Source organism: uncultured Kiloniella sp., assembly GCF_937128705.1.
Lineage (GTDB): Bacteria > Pseudomonadota > Alphaproteobacteria > Kiloniellales > Kiloniellaceae > Kiloniella.
The window spans coordinates 1-15,688 of the sequence record NZ_CAKZMP010000314.1; the positions used below are offsets into that span (position 1 = coordinate 1).

A 15,688-nucleotide genomic window follows, 5' to 3' on the forward strand; every position below is an offset into this window, starting at 1 on the left:
GGATGCTGTGATCTTTAATCAGGTGACGCCGGATGACCCCCGCGTGGCGTATCTGATGGAAAAGGGGTTTCCTTTTGTCACCCACGGGCGAACGCAATGGTCAGATCAGCACCCGTATTGTGATTTCGACAACGGGGCTTTTGCCCGTATCGCGGTGCGCGCCTTTGTTGATCGGGGCCGCAAGGCGATCATGTTGATCGCACCGCCGCATGACCAGAATTATGCGCAAAACATGATCCGTGGCGCACGTGAAATGGCCGCTGAATTGGGGGTTTCGATGACAATCCTACCCGGCGCGACAAGCGATGACACCAGCGACAAAATCGAAACAGCATTACAGGAATATTTGGCAACGGGGATGGCCATCGACGGCGTCATCTGTCCGTCGTCAAACAGCAGCCTTGCCGCTGTTTCCGGCGTCGAAGATGCGGGATTGGTGATCGGGGAAACCGTCGACATTTGCGCCAAAGAAGTCACGCCGATCCTGAAACGCATCCGCAAAACCATCATGACTGTCACCGAAGACGTGGCTGCATCCGGTGCATTCATGGCGCGCGCGGCCATCCAGCGGATCAAGGAACCGACAAGCAATCCGATGCATCGGCTGGATGTGCCGACTGATGTTTCATGACGGCGTCGGCGCATTCAGACACCGCCACAAGATAAGCCGTTCTTGTGGGCCGTTGCGTTCGGGTGACTTGGCCAGTTCGGACCGGATCAGACGCACGACAGACGGGTCCGTTGTGATGGATTTTGCCAGCGCCTTTCCCAATTTGCAGGTCATTGTTGTTGGATGCCGCAGATCGGATTCAATCAAATCAAGAACCTTGCCACCCGGCAAATGCCCCCTAACAGATTTCAAAAGCTGCGCGGCTTGAACCCTTGTCCCCGGTCGTAATCGATACCCCGTAAAATAGTCCCCCTTGAAGACAGACACAATTTGACTGGTATCGGATAAATCAGACAGAAACCATACAGGTGCCTGCCCCTCTCGAAATTTAAAAATAAGGTCACAACAGCCGTCGGGAATAATAAGGCTCTGGTCATTGCTGACTGCGGTTGTTTCCCAAATATCCAGCACATTACTGCACATAGCATTCTTCACAATTGGCATATTTCTATCCAAAGTATAAAACCATGTATGCCCTAAAAATGATAGTTCTCAAAAAAATACGACATCCTTATTTATCCACGTCTTTTTCTCTGTTCGCTATTCAGTTTTGGCAGTGTGTGTTCACAAAAGTGTGAGGCATTGATTTATTTAAAAGCCCCCCATTGAAAATAGAACAATCGGTCTAAATATGTTTAAAACCGATTGGTACTAATTTAAAAATCGAATACAAATATTACTATTTTCTAAGGACAAAAAAGATGAGCTTTACCCTGCACACCAAAGAAACTGCCTCTGAACAAAGCCAACCACTTCTTGATAATGCAATTGAAGCATTTGGCATGGTGCCAAATTTAATTGCGGTTATGGCTGAGGCTCCGGCCACTTTGGAAGCTTACCAAACCCTACATTCTCTTTTTCAGCAGACAAGCTTTGATGCCGAAGAGCTAACCGTTGTCTGGCAGACCATCAATGTTGAGCACGAATGTCACTATTGCGTGCCTGCGCACACAGCGATTGCCCACATGATGAAGGTCGATGCCGGCATTATTGATGCCCTGCGAAACAAAACAGACTTGCCGACGGAAAAGCTTCAGGTCCTGCGCAGAACAACACTGGCCCTTGTAAAAAACCGTGGTCGTCTTGCTTCATCAGATGTTCAGGCATTCAAAACCGTTGGCTATGAAAACAAACAGCTTCTGGAAATTGTACTTGGTATTTCTCAAAAAGTGATCAGCAACTACACAAACCACTTGGCAGAGACACCATTAGACGAGCCATTCAAACAGTTTGCGTAAATCTAAAATCAAAAGGCCCGAGCAGATCTTTGCTCGGGCCTTTTGGTTTTTCGTCATATAATATACGGACATGCTATCTCCGCAAAGTAACATTGCAAATAACACAGGTTTATCAAATGTGTATTTGGCAAGGCCGAATACGTACCCAACCTACTGACCCTACAAATTTGAATTTGCAACTTTTAATTTAATTATTTATATATTTTTCAATGAAAAGAAGTTTCGTATTTATTCTAGCGGAGAGATAAATATGCTTGTATTGCAAATACTTGGTGGGTTAGCAGTTTTCATTGGAGTTTTATGGGCTTTTCTAACTTTTAATAATCACTGTGCTGAGAAATTCGGATACCAATTTTTCACAAAGCTTTCATTTATAATAGTTGGAATTGCTGTTGGTTTATTATTGATTGGTAATGAATGGCGCTTAAATTCAATTGCAGAAAATGGCGATATTTTAAATGGTATTATTCTTATGATTATAGGGATATGCATAGGCCTCTTTTTAATTATCCAAAACTTTAGAGCAACAAATTTTCTTTATGGTTTTGGTGGCAGTATTGTGCAAATTTCAGTATTCAGTGTTTTGGCATATTTTGGTGTAATTATACTTATATTAGGCGTATTTCTTAGCATCATAGCCAGCATAGGTGCTAAGCGAGTCTATGTGGTCAATCAATAGTTTTGTCCTGATGTATCAATTCACAAATGTATTATGCCAGTTTGTAATTTATATTTGGTGTAATAGGCTTTTACATCCCTATGATGTTTAGAAACAATCTAGTAAACCTACGCTCATGTTCGTTTAGTCATCGCTAACGCAACCCCGGTAATAACAAGCAAGGCACCTGTTATTTTATTTCTAATGGCGGCGCGACGCGCGCCCAAAAGATAGGGCCGTAAACTGCCCGCCAGAAAAGCGTAGGTCGTATCCAAAAAGGCTGCAACGACAAGAAAGGTAATGCTCAAAACAAAAAGTTGTCCGGGTGCCGGTAAGGCCGGATCCATAAACTGAGGGAAAAAGGCAGCATAAAAAATAATTGTCTTCGGGTTCGTGATCGCGACAACAACCCCTTGTAAAAATAACGATTTTCCCCGCTTTGTTGCAACCTGATCTTCCAGTCCCTGCCCTTTGCTGCGCCACGACTTAATACCGAGATATATGAGATAAAGCGCCCCCGCAAGCCGCAGAACATCAAACCAGTTCGACAACGCACTTAGCACCCACGCCATCCCCAAACCGCCGATAAGGAAAAGCACCACATTCCCTAAAACGGTGCCCATGACATTGGCGACACCCGCACGTGTTCCTTGATTAAGACTGTTCGCAATAACCAGCGTCACAATAGGTCCCGGAATAATTGCCAATACTGCTGTAGCCAAAACAAAAGCCAACCACAGGTTTAGGTTTATCGCGATATCAAACATGCCTTCACACTTTCTTGTCAGATTTTCATATCTAAGCAAAGAACCCAAAAAGAAAGGAAGTCAAGTACCTCATAAACAAAAACACCACGCTTCATATCATCGCGATCAACATGGAATCTCGAGAGACAAATATCTGCGCCGAAAGAAAAAGCCCCTACCGGAGCTTTTAGGTAAAAAGTTCAGGTATCAAGAATAAGGTCACTGCCCTTTGTCTGATTAGCCAAAACTTACCAACTACCAATATTTTCCATAGATGCCCAAGGCTCTTGAACAGGTAGAGATCCATCGGCATGCAAAAGCTCAATAGAAATTCCGTCAGGTGATTTGATAAAGGCCATACGTCCATCCCGTGGCGGACGGTTGATTGTCACCCCTTGATCCATGAGTTTCTGGCAAAAATCATAGATATTATCGACGGCATAGGCTAGATGACCAAAATTCCGGGCACCTGACAGCTCTTCTGGGTCGTAATTGTAAGTCAGCTCCAGCTCTGCTTCTGGTTGCCCCGGTGCCGCTAGCATGACAATGGTAAAACGCCCTTCGGGATTATCAAAACGCCGGGTTTCGACTAGGCCCAGTTTGTTGCAATAAAAATCCATAGAAGCATCAAGGTCAGTGACCCGGACCATGGTGTGTAAATATTTCATCCCATTTTCTTTCGCTTATCGTCATACAACATTTGAATTGTTTAGCATGCTATCCACAAATATCCCTTTTGGAAACAGAGAGATAATCACTAAGCCGAGAGCCATGAAATGCCCATTAAATAAATCATAACCGTTTGAGATAATCACGGAATTCCTTACCCGCTTCTCTGCGGAAGTTCTCCCCTGTTCGCCCTACACTTTGCAAACGGTCGATACGGAAGGATCTGAAATCATCGCTTTTTTCACACCACGCGGTTAATAACCATACCTTATCAAAGGCTGTTAGACCAAGCGGGCGAATAACCCGTTCACTCGATTGATCTTTCAAATCCAGATACTTGATATCCAACAAAGCTCTGTCGCGAACGGCTGTCCTTACGGGGCTAAGAAAATCAATGGTTTCTTCTTCGGACTTTGGCTGCACGGAATAGGCCAGCAATGGCGCATCGTAATAGCTGTCTTCCATATCTTCGGGCAGCACTGCCGATATTTTCGCGGATGCCCGTGTTGCCGCATCCGCCAACGGCTTATCTCCACGTGCTGCAACCAGCCGCATTCCGATAATAATGGCCTCCAGCTCATCCGCATCAAAATGCAGGGGCGGCAGAAAATATCCCTTTTCTATCTGATATCCGATGCCTCCTTCACCGCGCACTGGTGCGCCCATGGACTGTAAGGTCACCATATCACGATAGATCGTCCGCAGTGAGACCCCGAGTTCTTCGGCAAGACTTTCAGCCGAGACAGGCTGTCGCCTTGCCCGCAAGCGATCGAGAATGGAGAAGAGTCTTTGAACACGCATCATTTTTTCCAACGGAGCCAAACCACCCTGACATAAATTGTCAGGGGTATCCAGTATAAGTCGGATTGTAAGCCCATATGCCAACTTCTGTGTTCAAACTTCTGTTCGCATATGGCTGCAAGAAACACAGGCAATTCAGCCACTGATATAAAATTTATAGCGATAGAAATGGAAGAAACGGCATGTTCAAAAAAGATCTTGGCCCCCTCAAAGCGATGGGCTTTGCCCGCTACGAAAAACGTGACGGTGTCGAAACCGCCGAAATCATCGAAGCGGCCCTGAACTGGCGACAGGATTTTCTGTCCACCCAGAAAGGCATCGCCATGCATTGTTTTCTGGGGAATGACAAAGGGCATTTTGCCGATGCCATTATGGCAAGTGATCAACAGTCCTTTATGGCAATGTGCGAAGCCCACCCCCAAGCCAAAAGTTCTCAAGAGTTCATGGCGTTACTCAAGCCAGACAGCATTCGTCTCACCCCCAATATGATCCTCAAGGAAAATGTGGGTGTGCCGACAGATTTTTCCTGTATTGAATTTGGCACCTTCAGCCCCAAATCACCTGAGCAGTTTGATGAGAAATCCATGCTGGAAATATCTGACCGGATTGAACAAAAATACCTGAGCAAGTTTGACGAACCACGGGCTCATTTCATGAGTAAGGTTGATGAAACCACCTATTCCGAAATAGCCTTTGTTGAGAACCTCGGCATGGCACGACGCATTTGTAACGGCTATGTTCAGGATGATACCTGTCTGGAACTTTTGGATATTTTTGATCCAAAAAGCGTCGATCTGGACTTCTGGTTCAAACTGGCCTGATCTCAGAAATAATACCCCACGGGATATAACCGCCCAATACCATGTTCCCAGTATCATATCTCGGGTATCATATCTTGGGTATCATATCTTGGGGTATCATACTCATAACACCATGCTCTGGGTTTTACCCAACAAAGCCCAGAGCATGGTATTTACCCTCAAGATATTAACTCTACTATTGATTTCCATTTAAAATCGTCGCTCTATTAGATGCCCCATATCTCTACTTAACCTCAAGCTGGCTTGATGAAGTAGAGATTATCCACATTCAACAAAGAACTGGTCCCGACGATGGAAGAAGACTTTTGGCATGCCAGATGGCAAAACAATCAAATAGGATTTCACGAAAGCAAGTCCAATCCTATTCTGATCAAACATTTTCATAAACTGGATTTAAAGGACCAAAGCCGTGTTTTTGTTCCTTTGTGTGGCAAAACCCTCGATATTCAATGGTTACTCTCTCAAGGTCATCAGGTCGTCGGCGTTGAATTAAGTGAACTGGCGATCGCACAGCTTTTTGATAATCTTGCTCAAGAGCCTGAAATCAAACAATCAGGAACGTTGAAACACTATCAGGCAAAAAACATTGATATCTTTGTTGGTAACTTTTTTGATCTTACACCATCAATTCTGGGACCTGTTGATGCAATATACGACAGAGCAGCACTCGTTGCCCTGCCAGAAGAAATGCGACAGGAATACGCAAGCCATCTTGTGAAAATCACCCGTAAAGCACCCACTTTATTGTTAACCTATAGCTATGACCAAAGCCTTACCAACGGCCCTCCCTTTTCCGTTGATGAGGAAATGGTGCAAAGCTATTATAGTGCTCATTATTCAATTAATTTCCTTGACGAGATCCCTGTTCCAAACGGGTTACGTGGTCAATTTCCGTCAACACAAAGTGTATGGACACTAAAACCATGATTGCCCGTATCTGGACTGCGTGTTTCGATCTTGCAAAATCTGATGCTCTGAAAGCCTATGCTGACAGTAACTCACTCCCCTTCCTGAGCAGCGTCAAAGGAAATTGCGGCGTTCTCTTCCTCACCCACGAAGATGAATGGCAAACCATTACCTTCTGGCACAATGAAGCCGACTATCTAGCCATGGAATCTGACCCGGCTTACCAAGTCCTTAATCAGGGCATACTAAACATTGATGCCATCAAGAAAGTTATAAGCGTCAAAATATTTAACGTCGATGCTTCAAAGGATGTCGCAAATCTCTAACGCTGGTCAAAATGGCAAATATCCGTCATAAATCACCCCATCACATGTAACGATTACACTAACGTTCAACACCAGGCTTGTTTATGGAAACATGGTACTACTGGGCAGATAATCAGGAATTTGGCCCTGTAACGAAATTGGAACTCTATAAGCTTTTCAAAGCCAATGTTATTGCGGGCTACAGCTTTGTACGTCCGCATGCCCCAGAAACACAGGACAGCGACACATGGCTTGCCTATAAAGAACTCAAGATCCGTAGAAGTGATTTCACTTGGGATGAATTAAACGGGGCAAACCTGGATGATTCAGAGTTAAATGACGAAGCCTCAAGCAAAGATGCCCCCAAACAATCAACAGCTTCCGAAACAGCTTCAGGGGGGCAAGATAACAACCACCGAAAAGGCATCTGGAATGATCTCTCCCCACATCCCTGGCGGAGATATTTTGCCCGCTGGGTTGATATATCAATCTATGCCAATCTGATTTTTTCCCCCACAATGGCTCGCTTTACCCCGAACGACCTTAACCAATATATGCAACAGCTCTCCATTATTGATTTAGTCGCAATCCTGATTGTGATACCTGTGCTCTTTTTTAGCTCTGTTGCCATCATAAACACGGTTTTAACCGGAATATTCGGTACAACAATTGGCAAGTACCTTCTTGGGATAAAAGTCCTTTCCAAAGACGGCTTACGACTTTCCATGAAGCAGACAGCCAAACGTGAGACCTTGGTGTACGTAAAAGGTTTTGCGCTTGGCCTGCCCGTCTTGTCCCTCATCACCCAGATGTACGGCTATTTTGATCTGACGATGGATAAAACAACATCATGGGATAAAAGCCTTAACACCACGATTGCTCATCGGGAAAATAACGGCCTTCAAAACTGGGTAGGTCTTGTCGTAATCGGCCTCTATCTTTATTTTTCCAGAAGTCCTTATTCACCCTATATCGCTTGGTTTTGATCTCAAAGCTCACCCTACAATAACGGCCAACTTGCGCTCTTCGTCATCCATTGGCTCAAAGATCGTTTCGCAAAAATCAAAAATCTCGCGAGAGACTTCGAATTGAAAGGTTTCCGTCTGCGCTTCGTTGCGATGGCTCACACGATCCCAGCGGGTTTCTTTATCCACATCCAGATAGTGCACCTGATAATCACAGCCATGATCTTTCAGAAAGTCAGCAACCCTTTCGCGCTGACTTTTGGCGAAAAACCCTAAGTCGAGAATAACAGGAATGCTCTTGCTTACGACTTTAAGCGTTTCTGCAAGCTGTTGACGTTCACACCGCTGCGTTCGTTCCAGCGCCCATGAATATAGCGGCGGATCGGGCATATCCATAAAGAACAGGGTCTTCATCCATTCATCAACGGAAAAGACAATCGCATTTTCCCGCTCGGCCAACTTCGCCGCATAGGTGCTTTTCCCTGCCCCCGTGTTTCCGACAATCAAATAAACACACGCCAAAATTTAATTCCTAACATTTACATAAATTAATCTACGATAAAAATTACACGTTAAAAATACTGATCGAAATTATTTATACATATTCTCAACACCACTTCGCATCGAAGTACATTATCGCTTTTTCTTTTTAGCATCTAATGCTTCATGAAATTCATCAACAGCAAGATCTTTCACAGAAACGTACTGATCAGTTCCATTTTCACGCTTAAACAATATAACTGACCACTCAACGTCATTAGATACAATTAGAGGTCCAATTCCATAAATCATAGCTGGCGGAGTTCGCCTTCTCCAATCACTTTTAGGATCATATCCCGAAGAGTATAATGCGACACAAACCGCAAAACCTGTGTATTCTGTATCAGCTATTTCTGTTTCATACTCTTCACAAACAAAAGAGTTTTCTTTTAAATTGAGAATTACACTTTGAAAATCATACTGCTCAATAAGCAATGTAATTTTTGTTTCAAGCTTTTGTTCTGCCTTTAATAATTGATTGTCTCTGAAAGTTGCAAACTGTGAAGAGCTGTTGTCTTTAGAATAGGTCGGTATTGGAGTGCTTGTTAGCGAAGAATACCAAATATCCGACAAAAAACTCTTAGGTTGAGAGCAAGCGGACAAGAACCCGCCGATAAATAGCATATACAAAACAAACAAAGACCTATTACGTTTCATTTTCCCTCTCAGAAACAACAGACAACATTGATACAAAAAGAAAATTGACCTTCCTTCTGCAACCACCGATGATAAAAGAGTTATCTATATAAACTAGTGTCATCAAGTTAAAGCGACTTAATAACAACATATACCAACGAAATACTGGGTACAGCCCTTGATAGATTATCAAAGCTTGAGAAGCATATGAGCACCACAGATCAAATTGAAGATCCCCAGCGGTCGCTGGATCAAATTCCGGCTACGCGCGCCTTGATTGATCAGCTCTATAGCTGTGGCAAAATCAATCGGCAGGCCCGTAACGCAGCTTTGCAACACCTGATCCCTCATACCCAATGGGGCATTTGGGCATCTAGGTTACTGTTGGGGCTTGGGGTTTGTTTGGTCCTTTCCGGCGTCATATATTTCTTTGCCTTTAACTGGGCTAAATTGTTACCCGCCCATAAGCTGGGGGGCATCCAGTTTGCGATTATCGCCAGCATTATCGCCGCCTGTGTTTGCGGATTGAACCGTCTTTCCGGGCAGCTTGCGCTTATATCTGCAAGTGTTTTTGTCGGGGTTTTTCTGGCTGTTTTTGGACAAATTTATCAAACCGGGGCCGACGCCTATCAGCTTTTCATGGTCTGGTCATTGTTGATACTGGGCTGGACGATCCTCTCCAGATTTGCGGCTCATTGGGTGTTATGGCTTGTTGTTTTTAATGTCTTTTTGGGTCTTTGGTGGGAACAGGTCCCGACTGCAAGATCATGGATTGGACCAGACTGGTCGCCATTGATATTACCGCTTCTTGCCTGTTTCAACGGCCTTGTTCTCTGTACACGTGAACTCTTATCGCAAAGATCAGCCTCTTCCTATGACTGGTTGAGCGCAAAATGGACCCGCTGGATCATTCTGATCCCGATCCTCACCCTGTTAAATATTCCCATCCTTCTATTAATTGTTTCTCCTGATCTGGCTTATGAAGGCGTTTTCATTGGCTCTTTTGTCGGGGCAATTGGACATATTTGTGTTTATGTCTATTACCGCAAAATCGTAAAGGATATCTGGTCACTGGCGGCAATCACCATTTCGGCCCTGATCATTGTCGAAATCCTCACAATCCGGGTGCTATTTGAAATACTCATGGACGAAGAAGAGCTTGGCCTTTTACTGATGGGCATTGTTACCATCGGCATTATCACGGGATTTACCATGTATCTGCGGTACCTTACCCGTACGCTGCAGCACGAAAATAAAGTATCCGTCACAACGCTCCCCGCAAAGAGTACAGCAACAAGTGTAACCACAGAAGACACGGGGCCCTCAAATGATTAACGTAAAGACGGAACAACACCCAAAGAAAATGTCTGCAGCAGATCTTGTTAATCATCTGTCAAACCAGAACCTGATTACTGATCCAAACGGTATTAACAGCTTCATTCAAGCACAGCAACAAACGCCGGACATTCCAATCTACCTCAAAATTCTATCGGGCATCGGGGCCTTTATTGCCTCTATCTGTTTTGTTGGTTTTTTGATCCTGATCGAAGTCATCAGCTTTAACAATGCTGTGGGCGCCTTAACAACCAGCGTTATCTTTATTGTTGCGGCAATCGGGCTTTACACTGTCACATCCGATGATAACTCCACGGGGAAAAACTTCTTTCTACAGGTTTCCTTTGCCCTGATGGGTACGGGTAAGCTCCTTTTTGTCTTTGCAACCTTGGAAGATTTTGGCGAAAACCTGCTTGCGATTGCCCTGTCCTCTTTGCTCATCACGGCACTGACATATCCTTTTTATCGGCTGCATGTTGAACGCTTCATGTCCTGTACGGGGGTGTTGATTGTTATCCTGCTCAACATTCTTTGGGAAGATGAACTCGGCCTGCCAACCGACATCGCCTTTAACCTGTTTATACTGGTTCAGCTTATCGCGGCGGGCTGTCTTCTTTTCCACCCCAGGGTACTCGCTTTTTTTCAACCCTTGTCACAAGCATTAATTGTTAGCCTTACCGGCTCGGTTCTCTTTCTGTCTTCACACACAGAATTTAACTATCTGGACAATCCGCTTGTTATCTCTCCTGCGATCAGCAACATCCTCATTGCAGCAGCCCTTATCTTCTTGATTATCTGGGCCGCTGGCGGGAAAGAACACATAAAACGAGAACCAATTATTGTCGCCATGATCGGGACAATACTACTCGCCTTGTTATCAGCACCCGGTATCCTGTTGTCCCTTGGCCTAATGATTTTTGGCTATGCGCGCCATGACAGGCTCTTTACCTTGTTTGGCTTCTTGCTTCTGCCTGTTTTCCTCTGGCTCTATTACTATAATCTCGACATTACTCTGCTTCAAAAATCAATCATTCTGGTTGCCAGCGGTGGCGTTATGATTGCCGGAAAATTCTATCTTAAATTAAGGGGCTGGGATCGGACAGCGCCACAAATCTCAAATGAAGACGTAACCTTGAACAACAAGGCTACAGACCAAGGAGACACATCATGCGCCTGAAAATCATGATAGGCCTGACCGTTGTTATCCTTCTGGTCCTGAACTATAGCATTTATCAAAAGGAAGAAATTATCGACAAGGGCGAGATCGTCTTCCTTGAATTAGCCCCGGTTGACCCGCGCTCGCTGATCCAAGGGGATTATATGCGTTTGCGATATGAAATAGAAAGTGTTGCCGACGAAGCCAATGCATCACCGGATGTCGAAAGCGGTTACATGATCGTCAGCGTCAATGAACAACACATAGCCAGCTTTGTCAGGTTTGATGATGACAGCCCGCTAGCTGAGGGTGAAAAGCGGCTTTATTACCATCGATCCTATAACGGTTTAAAGATCGTCCCGGACTCTTTCTTTTTTCAAGAAGGCCACGCAGACCGTTATCAAAATGCGAAATACGGTGTTTTCAAATTTGACGACAGCGGCAACCACATCCTGACAGATCTGGTTGATGAGCCTGCTTCATAAGGCTGCCTTAGTCACGATAAAGCCGATTTATAAACCAGTTGTAATGCTTGTGTTGTGAGCTCGTTTTCAACACACAAGCATTACCGCAAGATTGACCGATCCACGTCCTTGATATCGCGCTTGCCGCACAGGGCCATAGTGATATCCATTTCATTGCGGATAATTTCTATCGACTTGGTCACGCCTTCTTTGCCCATCGCGCCCAGACCATAAAGGAAAGGTCGGCCGATGTAGGTTCCCTTTGCACCAAGGGCCACGGCTTTCAACACATCCTGTCCGGACCTAATACCGCCATCCATGTGCACTTCGACTTTATCGCCAACAGCCTCTACAATTTCTGGCAAAGCTTCGATAGAAGAAATCGCTCCGTCGAGCTGACGTCCACCATGATTGGAGACAATGATAGCATCAGCCCCGGTTTTCAGGGACATCTTGGCATCTTCCGGATCAAGAATACCTTTGAGGATCAACTTCCCGCCCCAGCGTTCCTTAATCCACGCCACGTCATCCCAAGAAAGCTTGGGATCAAACTGTTCTGCCGTCCATGAAGACAGCGAACTAAGATCTTCAACGCCCTGCGCATGACCAACGATATTACCAAAGGTACGGTTCTTTGTGCCCAGCATGCCAAAACACCAACCCGGCCGTGTTGCCATCTGCCAGATATGGTGCGGCGTAAACTTGGGCGGCGTGGACAGGCCGTTGCGTAAATCTTTGTGACGCTGTCCCAGAATTTGCAAATCGAGGGTCAGGACCAACGCCGAACAGCCCGCAGCCTTTGCGCGGTCAATCAAACGCCCGGCGAAATCCTTGTCGCGCATGACATAAAGCTGAAACCAGAAAGGCTTGGTTGTTTTCTCGGCAACGGCCTCTATCGAACAGACTGACATGGTCGAAAGGGTAAAGGGCACTCCCGCTTCTTCACAAGCCTGCGCCGCCAGAATTTCGCCATCTGCGCGCTGCATGCCTGTCAGCCCCGTCGGGGCAATCGCAACAGGCATAGACACATCCTGCCCGACCATCTGACTGGCGAGGGTGCGATTGGTCATATCCACGGCAACCCGTTGACGGAACTTTATTTTTTGAAAATCGCTTTCATTAGCGTGATAGGTTCCTTCGGTCCAGGACCCTGAATCTGCATAGTCAAAAAACATCTTTGGCACACGACGTTGCGCCAGTTTTTTTAGATCGGCAATTTCCAGAACCTGAGCCATGACACGCTTTCCTTATCCCTTTTCCCCTTTGCTGATGGCCATTTTTGGGGCCATCTTCTTGGGACCAGATGAAACATTGACATATTGGATAAATAATTTTACCAATTATGTAAAGTGGTAAATTATTATTACCAAAACATAACAATAAACATTTGGGCAAGATGGCACTTAACAAAATACGATCTGAAAAACTATCGGATACTGTGGCAAAACAACTAGAGAACTATATTCTCGAAGGCGTACTGCCGCCGGGTGAGTACCTGCCGGCTGAACGTGATCTGGCAAAACAATTGGATGTTTCCCGCCCCTCTCTCCGCGATGCCCTGCAAAAGCTCGAAGCTCAGGGATTGCTGGAAACCCATCAGGGTGGTGGCACCCTGGTTAAAAATTTTCTAGGGCCATCCCTCACCAACCCTTTGACTGCGATATTTCAGAACCACCCTGACACCGTAAATGATTTTATGGAATTCCGGGCTATTTCCGAAGGTAATGCCGCCTATTATGCCGCAGTGCGCGCCACCGATGCCGACCGAGAGATACTCACCGCCTGTATAACGGCCATGGATGCAGCCCATGAAAAAGGGGATTTGGAACTGGAAGCCAGTATCGACGCTGATTTTCACCTGAACATCGCCGAAGCAGCGCACAACGTCGTGCTCCTGCACGTTATCCGTTCCCTGATCGAAGTCCTGAAAAAGGGCGTATTCCTAAGTCGAAAGCAGCTCTATACCCATCAGGGATCACGTGAACACCTACTCGCCCAACATCACGCCATCTATGACGCTGTTATGACTGGCAACCCCGACGAAGCGCAAAAGGCATCGCAAGATCACCTTGCTTACGTCCAGCAAGCCATCCGCGATCTGGAACGCGAAGACCACCGTATCGAAGTTTCAAAACGACGTCTGGAACGCTTTATGGCAAAACAAAAGAAAAATAATCGAGAATAAAATATCAGACGGCTGTGATCTAATCGACCTAAAATAACTCCGTTTGTCGATCAACCTCATTTCCCAGGTCTGACCAACTCTGTCCAAGTAAATCGCTATAGAACTGATCCAGCCGACCGTCTTCTGCACGTGCTCGCAAAGCATTTTCGAACTTCCGATATAAATTTTCGCGCCCTAATGCATAAGCCAGATAATTTTTCTCAAATGCAACAGCTGGCTTTAAAACTTTAAGATTGAGACTATTGTCCTTAATAATTTTTTCCGAGAAGATAATATCTTCAAGAAAAGTATCAACTTGCCCCTTTTCGACCATGGTAAAGGCATGTGGTACAACATCAGGATTATCGCCATTAATGTATCCGACTTTTGAAACTTTCCAATAAGGATCAAAGTTCTTTATTTTTTCAGGGTACTCATAATCTAGCGACTGCAAGACTTTCTTTCCCTTGAACTCTGACAAGCCAGTAATGTGGTTTTTGGGATAGTCTTTTTTAACGACAGCACCGACTTGCCACGTTACCAATGATGTACGCCCCATAAGAACATCAGTCGTAAAACCAGTAACCATAAGAATGTCAATCTTGCCCTGAGAAACTTGCTTCATACACCTTTTAAAGGGCAAAAGACGGAATTGAATTTCATATCCCGTTTCACGCGCAATCTCGTTTAAAAGCGTGACAACAACACCACCTGCTTCATACTCGGAATTTGCATAATAAAACGGTTCCCAACCATCGTAACAAGCTGTGATTTGTTTACTTTCCGCTTTTGTATAGTGCGGGATGAGCCCTAGAAAAAGAACAAGAGCAAAAGTCAAAAATGACTTAATTTTATTGAATAATACCATGACATTAACACACGCATTTTTTTACCGAGATCACATTAGGTTCCCCGTGTTAATATTTTACTACAGTTGGATATAAATAAGAGGCGAGCTTACAAACGAACCTTATGTTGCCTCTTCAACCTCTTTCGGTTGCGCTGTTTCTTCCGCGGGCTTTCTGGCTTTGAAGATTGGTTTCAACAGATAATCCAGAATAGATTTCTTACCCGTCAGTATTTCTACATTCGCGGTCATCCCCGGAATAATTTCAAGCTCTTTACCCTTACTGATGATTTTATTGTCATCAGTCCGCAGATAAATCCGGTAGAAACTTTCCCCTTCTTCATCTTTGATAGTACTTGCCGATATGCGTTCCAGCTTGGCTTTCATGCCGCCATAAACAGAAAAATCATACGCAGAAACCTTAATCGTCGCATTCTGACCCTTTTGCAAAAACGCACGGTCCGAAGGACGGATTTTAGCCTCGACAATCAATGTATCGTCCAAAGGAACAATTTCGACAATATCTTCGCCGCCGCGGATAACACCGCCAACGGTATTGCGCTTCAATTCTTTAACAATCCCATGAACAGGTGATTTCACATCCGTACGTCTGACGGTATCCGCCCCGGCTTCCATACTCTCTGTCACAGATTTTAGCTCTGATCGTGCCCGGTTCAGTTCATCAGACAATTCTGCCTTGGTTGTCAGGATCATTTCATCGCGGCGTTGCTTTGATTCAAGAACCGCATCCCGTAACCGTGGCAGAC

20 protein-coding genes are annotated in these 15,688 nt (G+C 45.1%); 11 read left to right on the top strand and 9 right to left on the bottom strand.

The window, feature by feature from the left end:
- A partial coding sequence (locus Q0241_RS15690) for a substrate-binding domain-containing protein (RefSeq protein ID WP_299379140.1) occupies positions 1-631 on the top strand: 631 nt, incomplete at its 5' end.
- On the opposite strand, the gene Q0241_RS15695 is transcribed toward Q0241_RS15690, so the two are convergent.
- Complete coding sequence (locus Q0241_RS15695; protein WP_299379142.1) at positions 626-1,114, bottom strand: hypothetical protein; 489 nt, start codon at positions 1,112-1,114, stop codon at positions 626-628. The genes Q0241_RS15690 and Q0241_RS15695 overlap by 6 nt on opposite strands.
- A 257-nt stretch (positions 1,115-1,371) precedes the next feature.
- On the opposite strand from Q0241_RS15695, the gene Q0241_RS15700 reads away from it, so the two are divergent.
- Positions 1,372-1,908, top strand: coding sequence for a carboxymuconolactone decarboxylase family protein (locus Q0241_RS15700; protein WP_299379144.1), 537 nt, complete (start codon positions 1,372-1,374; stop codon positions 1,906-1,908).
- A gap of 250 nt (positions 1,909-2,158) precedes the next feature.
- Positions 2,159-2,587 (top strand): hypothetical protein, encoded by a 429-nt coding sequence (locus Q0241_RS15705; RefSeq protein ID WP_299379146.1) that lies wholly within the window; start codon positions 2,159-2,161, stop codon positions 2,585-2,587.
- Between the two features lie 113 nt (positions 2,588-2,700).
- On the opposite strand, the gene Q0241_RS15710 is transcribed toward Q0241_RS15705, so the two are convergent.
- From Q0241_RS15710 to Q0241_RS15720, 3 genes are all read right to left on the bottom strand, one after another.
- Positions 2,701-3,333: a LysE family translocator gene (locus tag Q0241_RS15710; RefSeq protein ID WP_299379147.1), complete on the bottom strand. Its 633-nt coding sequence runs from the start codon at positions 3,331-3,333 to the stop codon at positions 2,701-2,703.
- A gap of 227 nt (positions 3,334-3,560) precedes the next feature.
- Positions 3,561-3,980, bottom strand: coding sequence for a VOC family protein (locus Q0241_RS15715; protein ID WP_299379149.1), 420 nt, complete (start codon positions 3,978-3,980; stop codon positions 3,561-3,563).
- A gap of 124 nt (positions 3,981-4,104) precedes the next feature.
- Positions 4,105-4,782 carry a YafY family protein gene (locus Q0241_RS15720; protein ID WP_299379151.1) on the bottom strand — a complete coding sequence of 226 codons (678 nt, stop codon included), beginning with the start codon at positions 4,780-4,782 and terminating at the stop codon, positions 4,105-4,107.
- 182 nt (positions 4,783-4,964) lie between these two features.
- On the opposite strand from Q0241_RS15720, the gene Q0241_RS15725 reads away from it, so the two are divergent.
- The 4 genes from Q0241_RS15725 to Q0241_RS15740 all read left to right on the top strand — a co-directional run bounded on the left by Q0241_RS15725 (position 4,965) and on the right by Q0241_RS15740 (position 7,800).
- Entirely contained in the window at positions 4,965-5,603 is a 639-nt protein-coding gene (locus Q0241_RS15725) for a hypothetical protein (RefSeq protein ID WP_299379153.1), read from the top strand.
- Between the two features lie 291 nt (positions 5,604-5,894).
- On the top strand, positions 5,895-6,530 hold the full coding sequence (gene tmpT, locus Q0241_RS15730) for a thiopurine S-methyltransferase (protein ID WP_299379155.1): 636 nt from the start codon (positions 5,895-5,897) through the stop codon (positions 6,528-6,530).
- Positions 6,527-6,835 carry a hypothetical protein gene (locus Q0241_RS15735; protein WP_299379156.1) on the top strand — a complete coding sequence of 103 codons (309 nt, stop codon included), beginning with the start codon at positions 6,527-6,529 and terminating at the stop codon, positions 6,833-6,835. Before tmpT ends, Q0241_RS15735 begins: the two co-directional genes overlap by 4 nt.
- 83 nt (positions 6,836-6,918) lie before the next feature.
- A complete protein-coding gene (locus Q0241_RS15740) occupies positions 6,919-7,800 on the top strand; it encodes an RDD family protein (protein ID WP_299379158.1) in 882 nt (293 codons plus the stop codon).
- A gap of 9 nt (positions 7,801-7,809) precedes the next feature.
- Here the strand turns inward: Q0241_RS15740 and Q0241_RS15745 are convergent, their stop codons facing one another.
- Positions 7,810-8,301 carry an ATP-binding protein gene (locus Q0241_RS15745; protein WP_299379160.1) on the bottom strand — a complete coding sequence of 164 codons (492 nt, stop codon included), beginning with the start codon at positions 8,299-8,301 and terminating at the stop codon, positions 7,810-7,812.
- 111 nt (positions 8,302-8,412) lie between these two features.
- Positions 8,413-8,976, bottom strand: a complete 564-nt coding sequence (locus Q0241_RS15750; RefSeq protein ID WP_299379161.1) for a hypothetical protein — start codon at positions 8,974-8,976, stop codon at positions 8,413-8,415.
- Positions 8,977-9,162: 186 nt separating this feature from the next.
- On the opposite strand from Q0241_RS15750, the gene Q0241_RS15755 reads away from it, so the two are divergent.
- From Q0241_RS15755 to Q0241_RS15765, 3 genes are read left to right on the top strand one after another with little or no spacing between them, the layout of a single operon-like run.
- Entirely contained in the window at positions 9,163-10,290 is a 1,128-nt protein-coding gene (locus tag Q0241_RS15755; protein ID WP_299379163.1) for a DUF2157 domain-containing protein, read from the top strand.
- Positions 10,283-11,467, top strand: coding sequence for a DUF4401 domain-containing protein (locus Q0241_RS15760; RefSeq protein WP_299379165.1), 1,185 nt, complete (start codon positions 10,283-10,285; stop codon positions 11,465-11,467). Before Q0241_RS15755 ends, Q0241_RS15760 begins: the two co-directional genes overlap by 8 nt.
- Entirely contained in the window at positions 11,458-11,931 is a 474-nt protein-coding gene (locus tag Q0241_RS15765; protein ID WP_299379167.1) for a GDYXXLXY domain-containing protein, read from the top strand. The genes Q0241_RS15760 and Q0241_RS15765 overlap by 10 nt, the downstream gene beginning before the upstream one ends.
- A gap of 80 nt (positions 11,932-12,011) precedes the next feature.
- On the opposite strand, the gene Q0241_RS15770 is transcribed toward Q0241_RS15765, so the two are convergent.
- Complete coding sequence (locus tag Q0241_RS15770) at positions 12,012-13,145, bottom strand: alpha-hydroxy acid oxidase (RefSeq protein WP_299379168.1); 1,134 nt, start codon at positions 13,143-13,145, stop codon at positions 12,012-12,014.
- Between the two features lie 161 nt (positions 13,146-13,306).
- Here Q0241_RS15770 and Q0241_RS15775 point away from each other — a divergent pair, with 161 nt between their 5' ends.
- Positions 13,307-14,095, top strand: coding sequence for an FCD domain-containing protein (locus Q0241_RS15775; RefSeq protein ID WP_299379170.1), 789 nt, complete (start codon positions 13,307-13,309; stop codon positions 14,093-14,095).
- 28 nt (positions 14,096-14,123) lie between these two features.
- Here Q0241_RS15775 and Q0241_RS15780 read toward each other — a convergent pair whose 3' ends face one another.
- Together Q0241_RS15780 and Q0241_RS15785 are read right to left on the bottom strand one after the other, a co-directional pair.
- Positions 14,124-14,942 carry a transporter substrate-binding domain-containing protein gene (locus Q0241_RS15780; protein WP_299379172.1) on the bottom strand — a complete coding sequence of 273 codons (819 nt, stop codon included), beginning with the start codon at positions 14,940-14,942 and terminating at the stop codon, positions 14,124-14,126.
- A 102-nt stretch (positions 14,943-15,044) separates the two neighbouring features.
- Positions 15,045-15,688: HlyD family type I secretion periplasmic adaptor subunit (locus Q0241_RS15785; RefSeq protein ID WP_299379174.1), on the bottom strand; the 644-nt coding region annotated here is incomplete at its 5' end.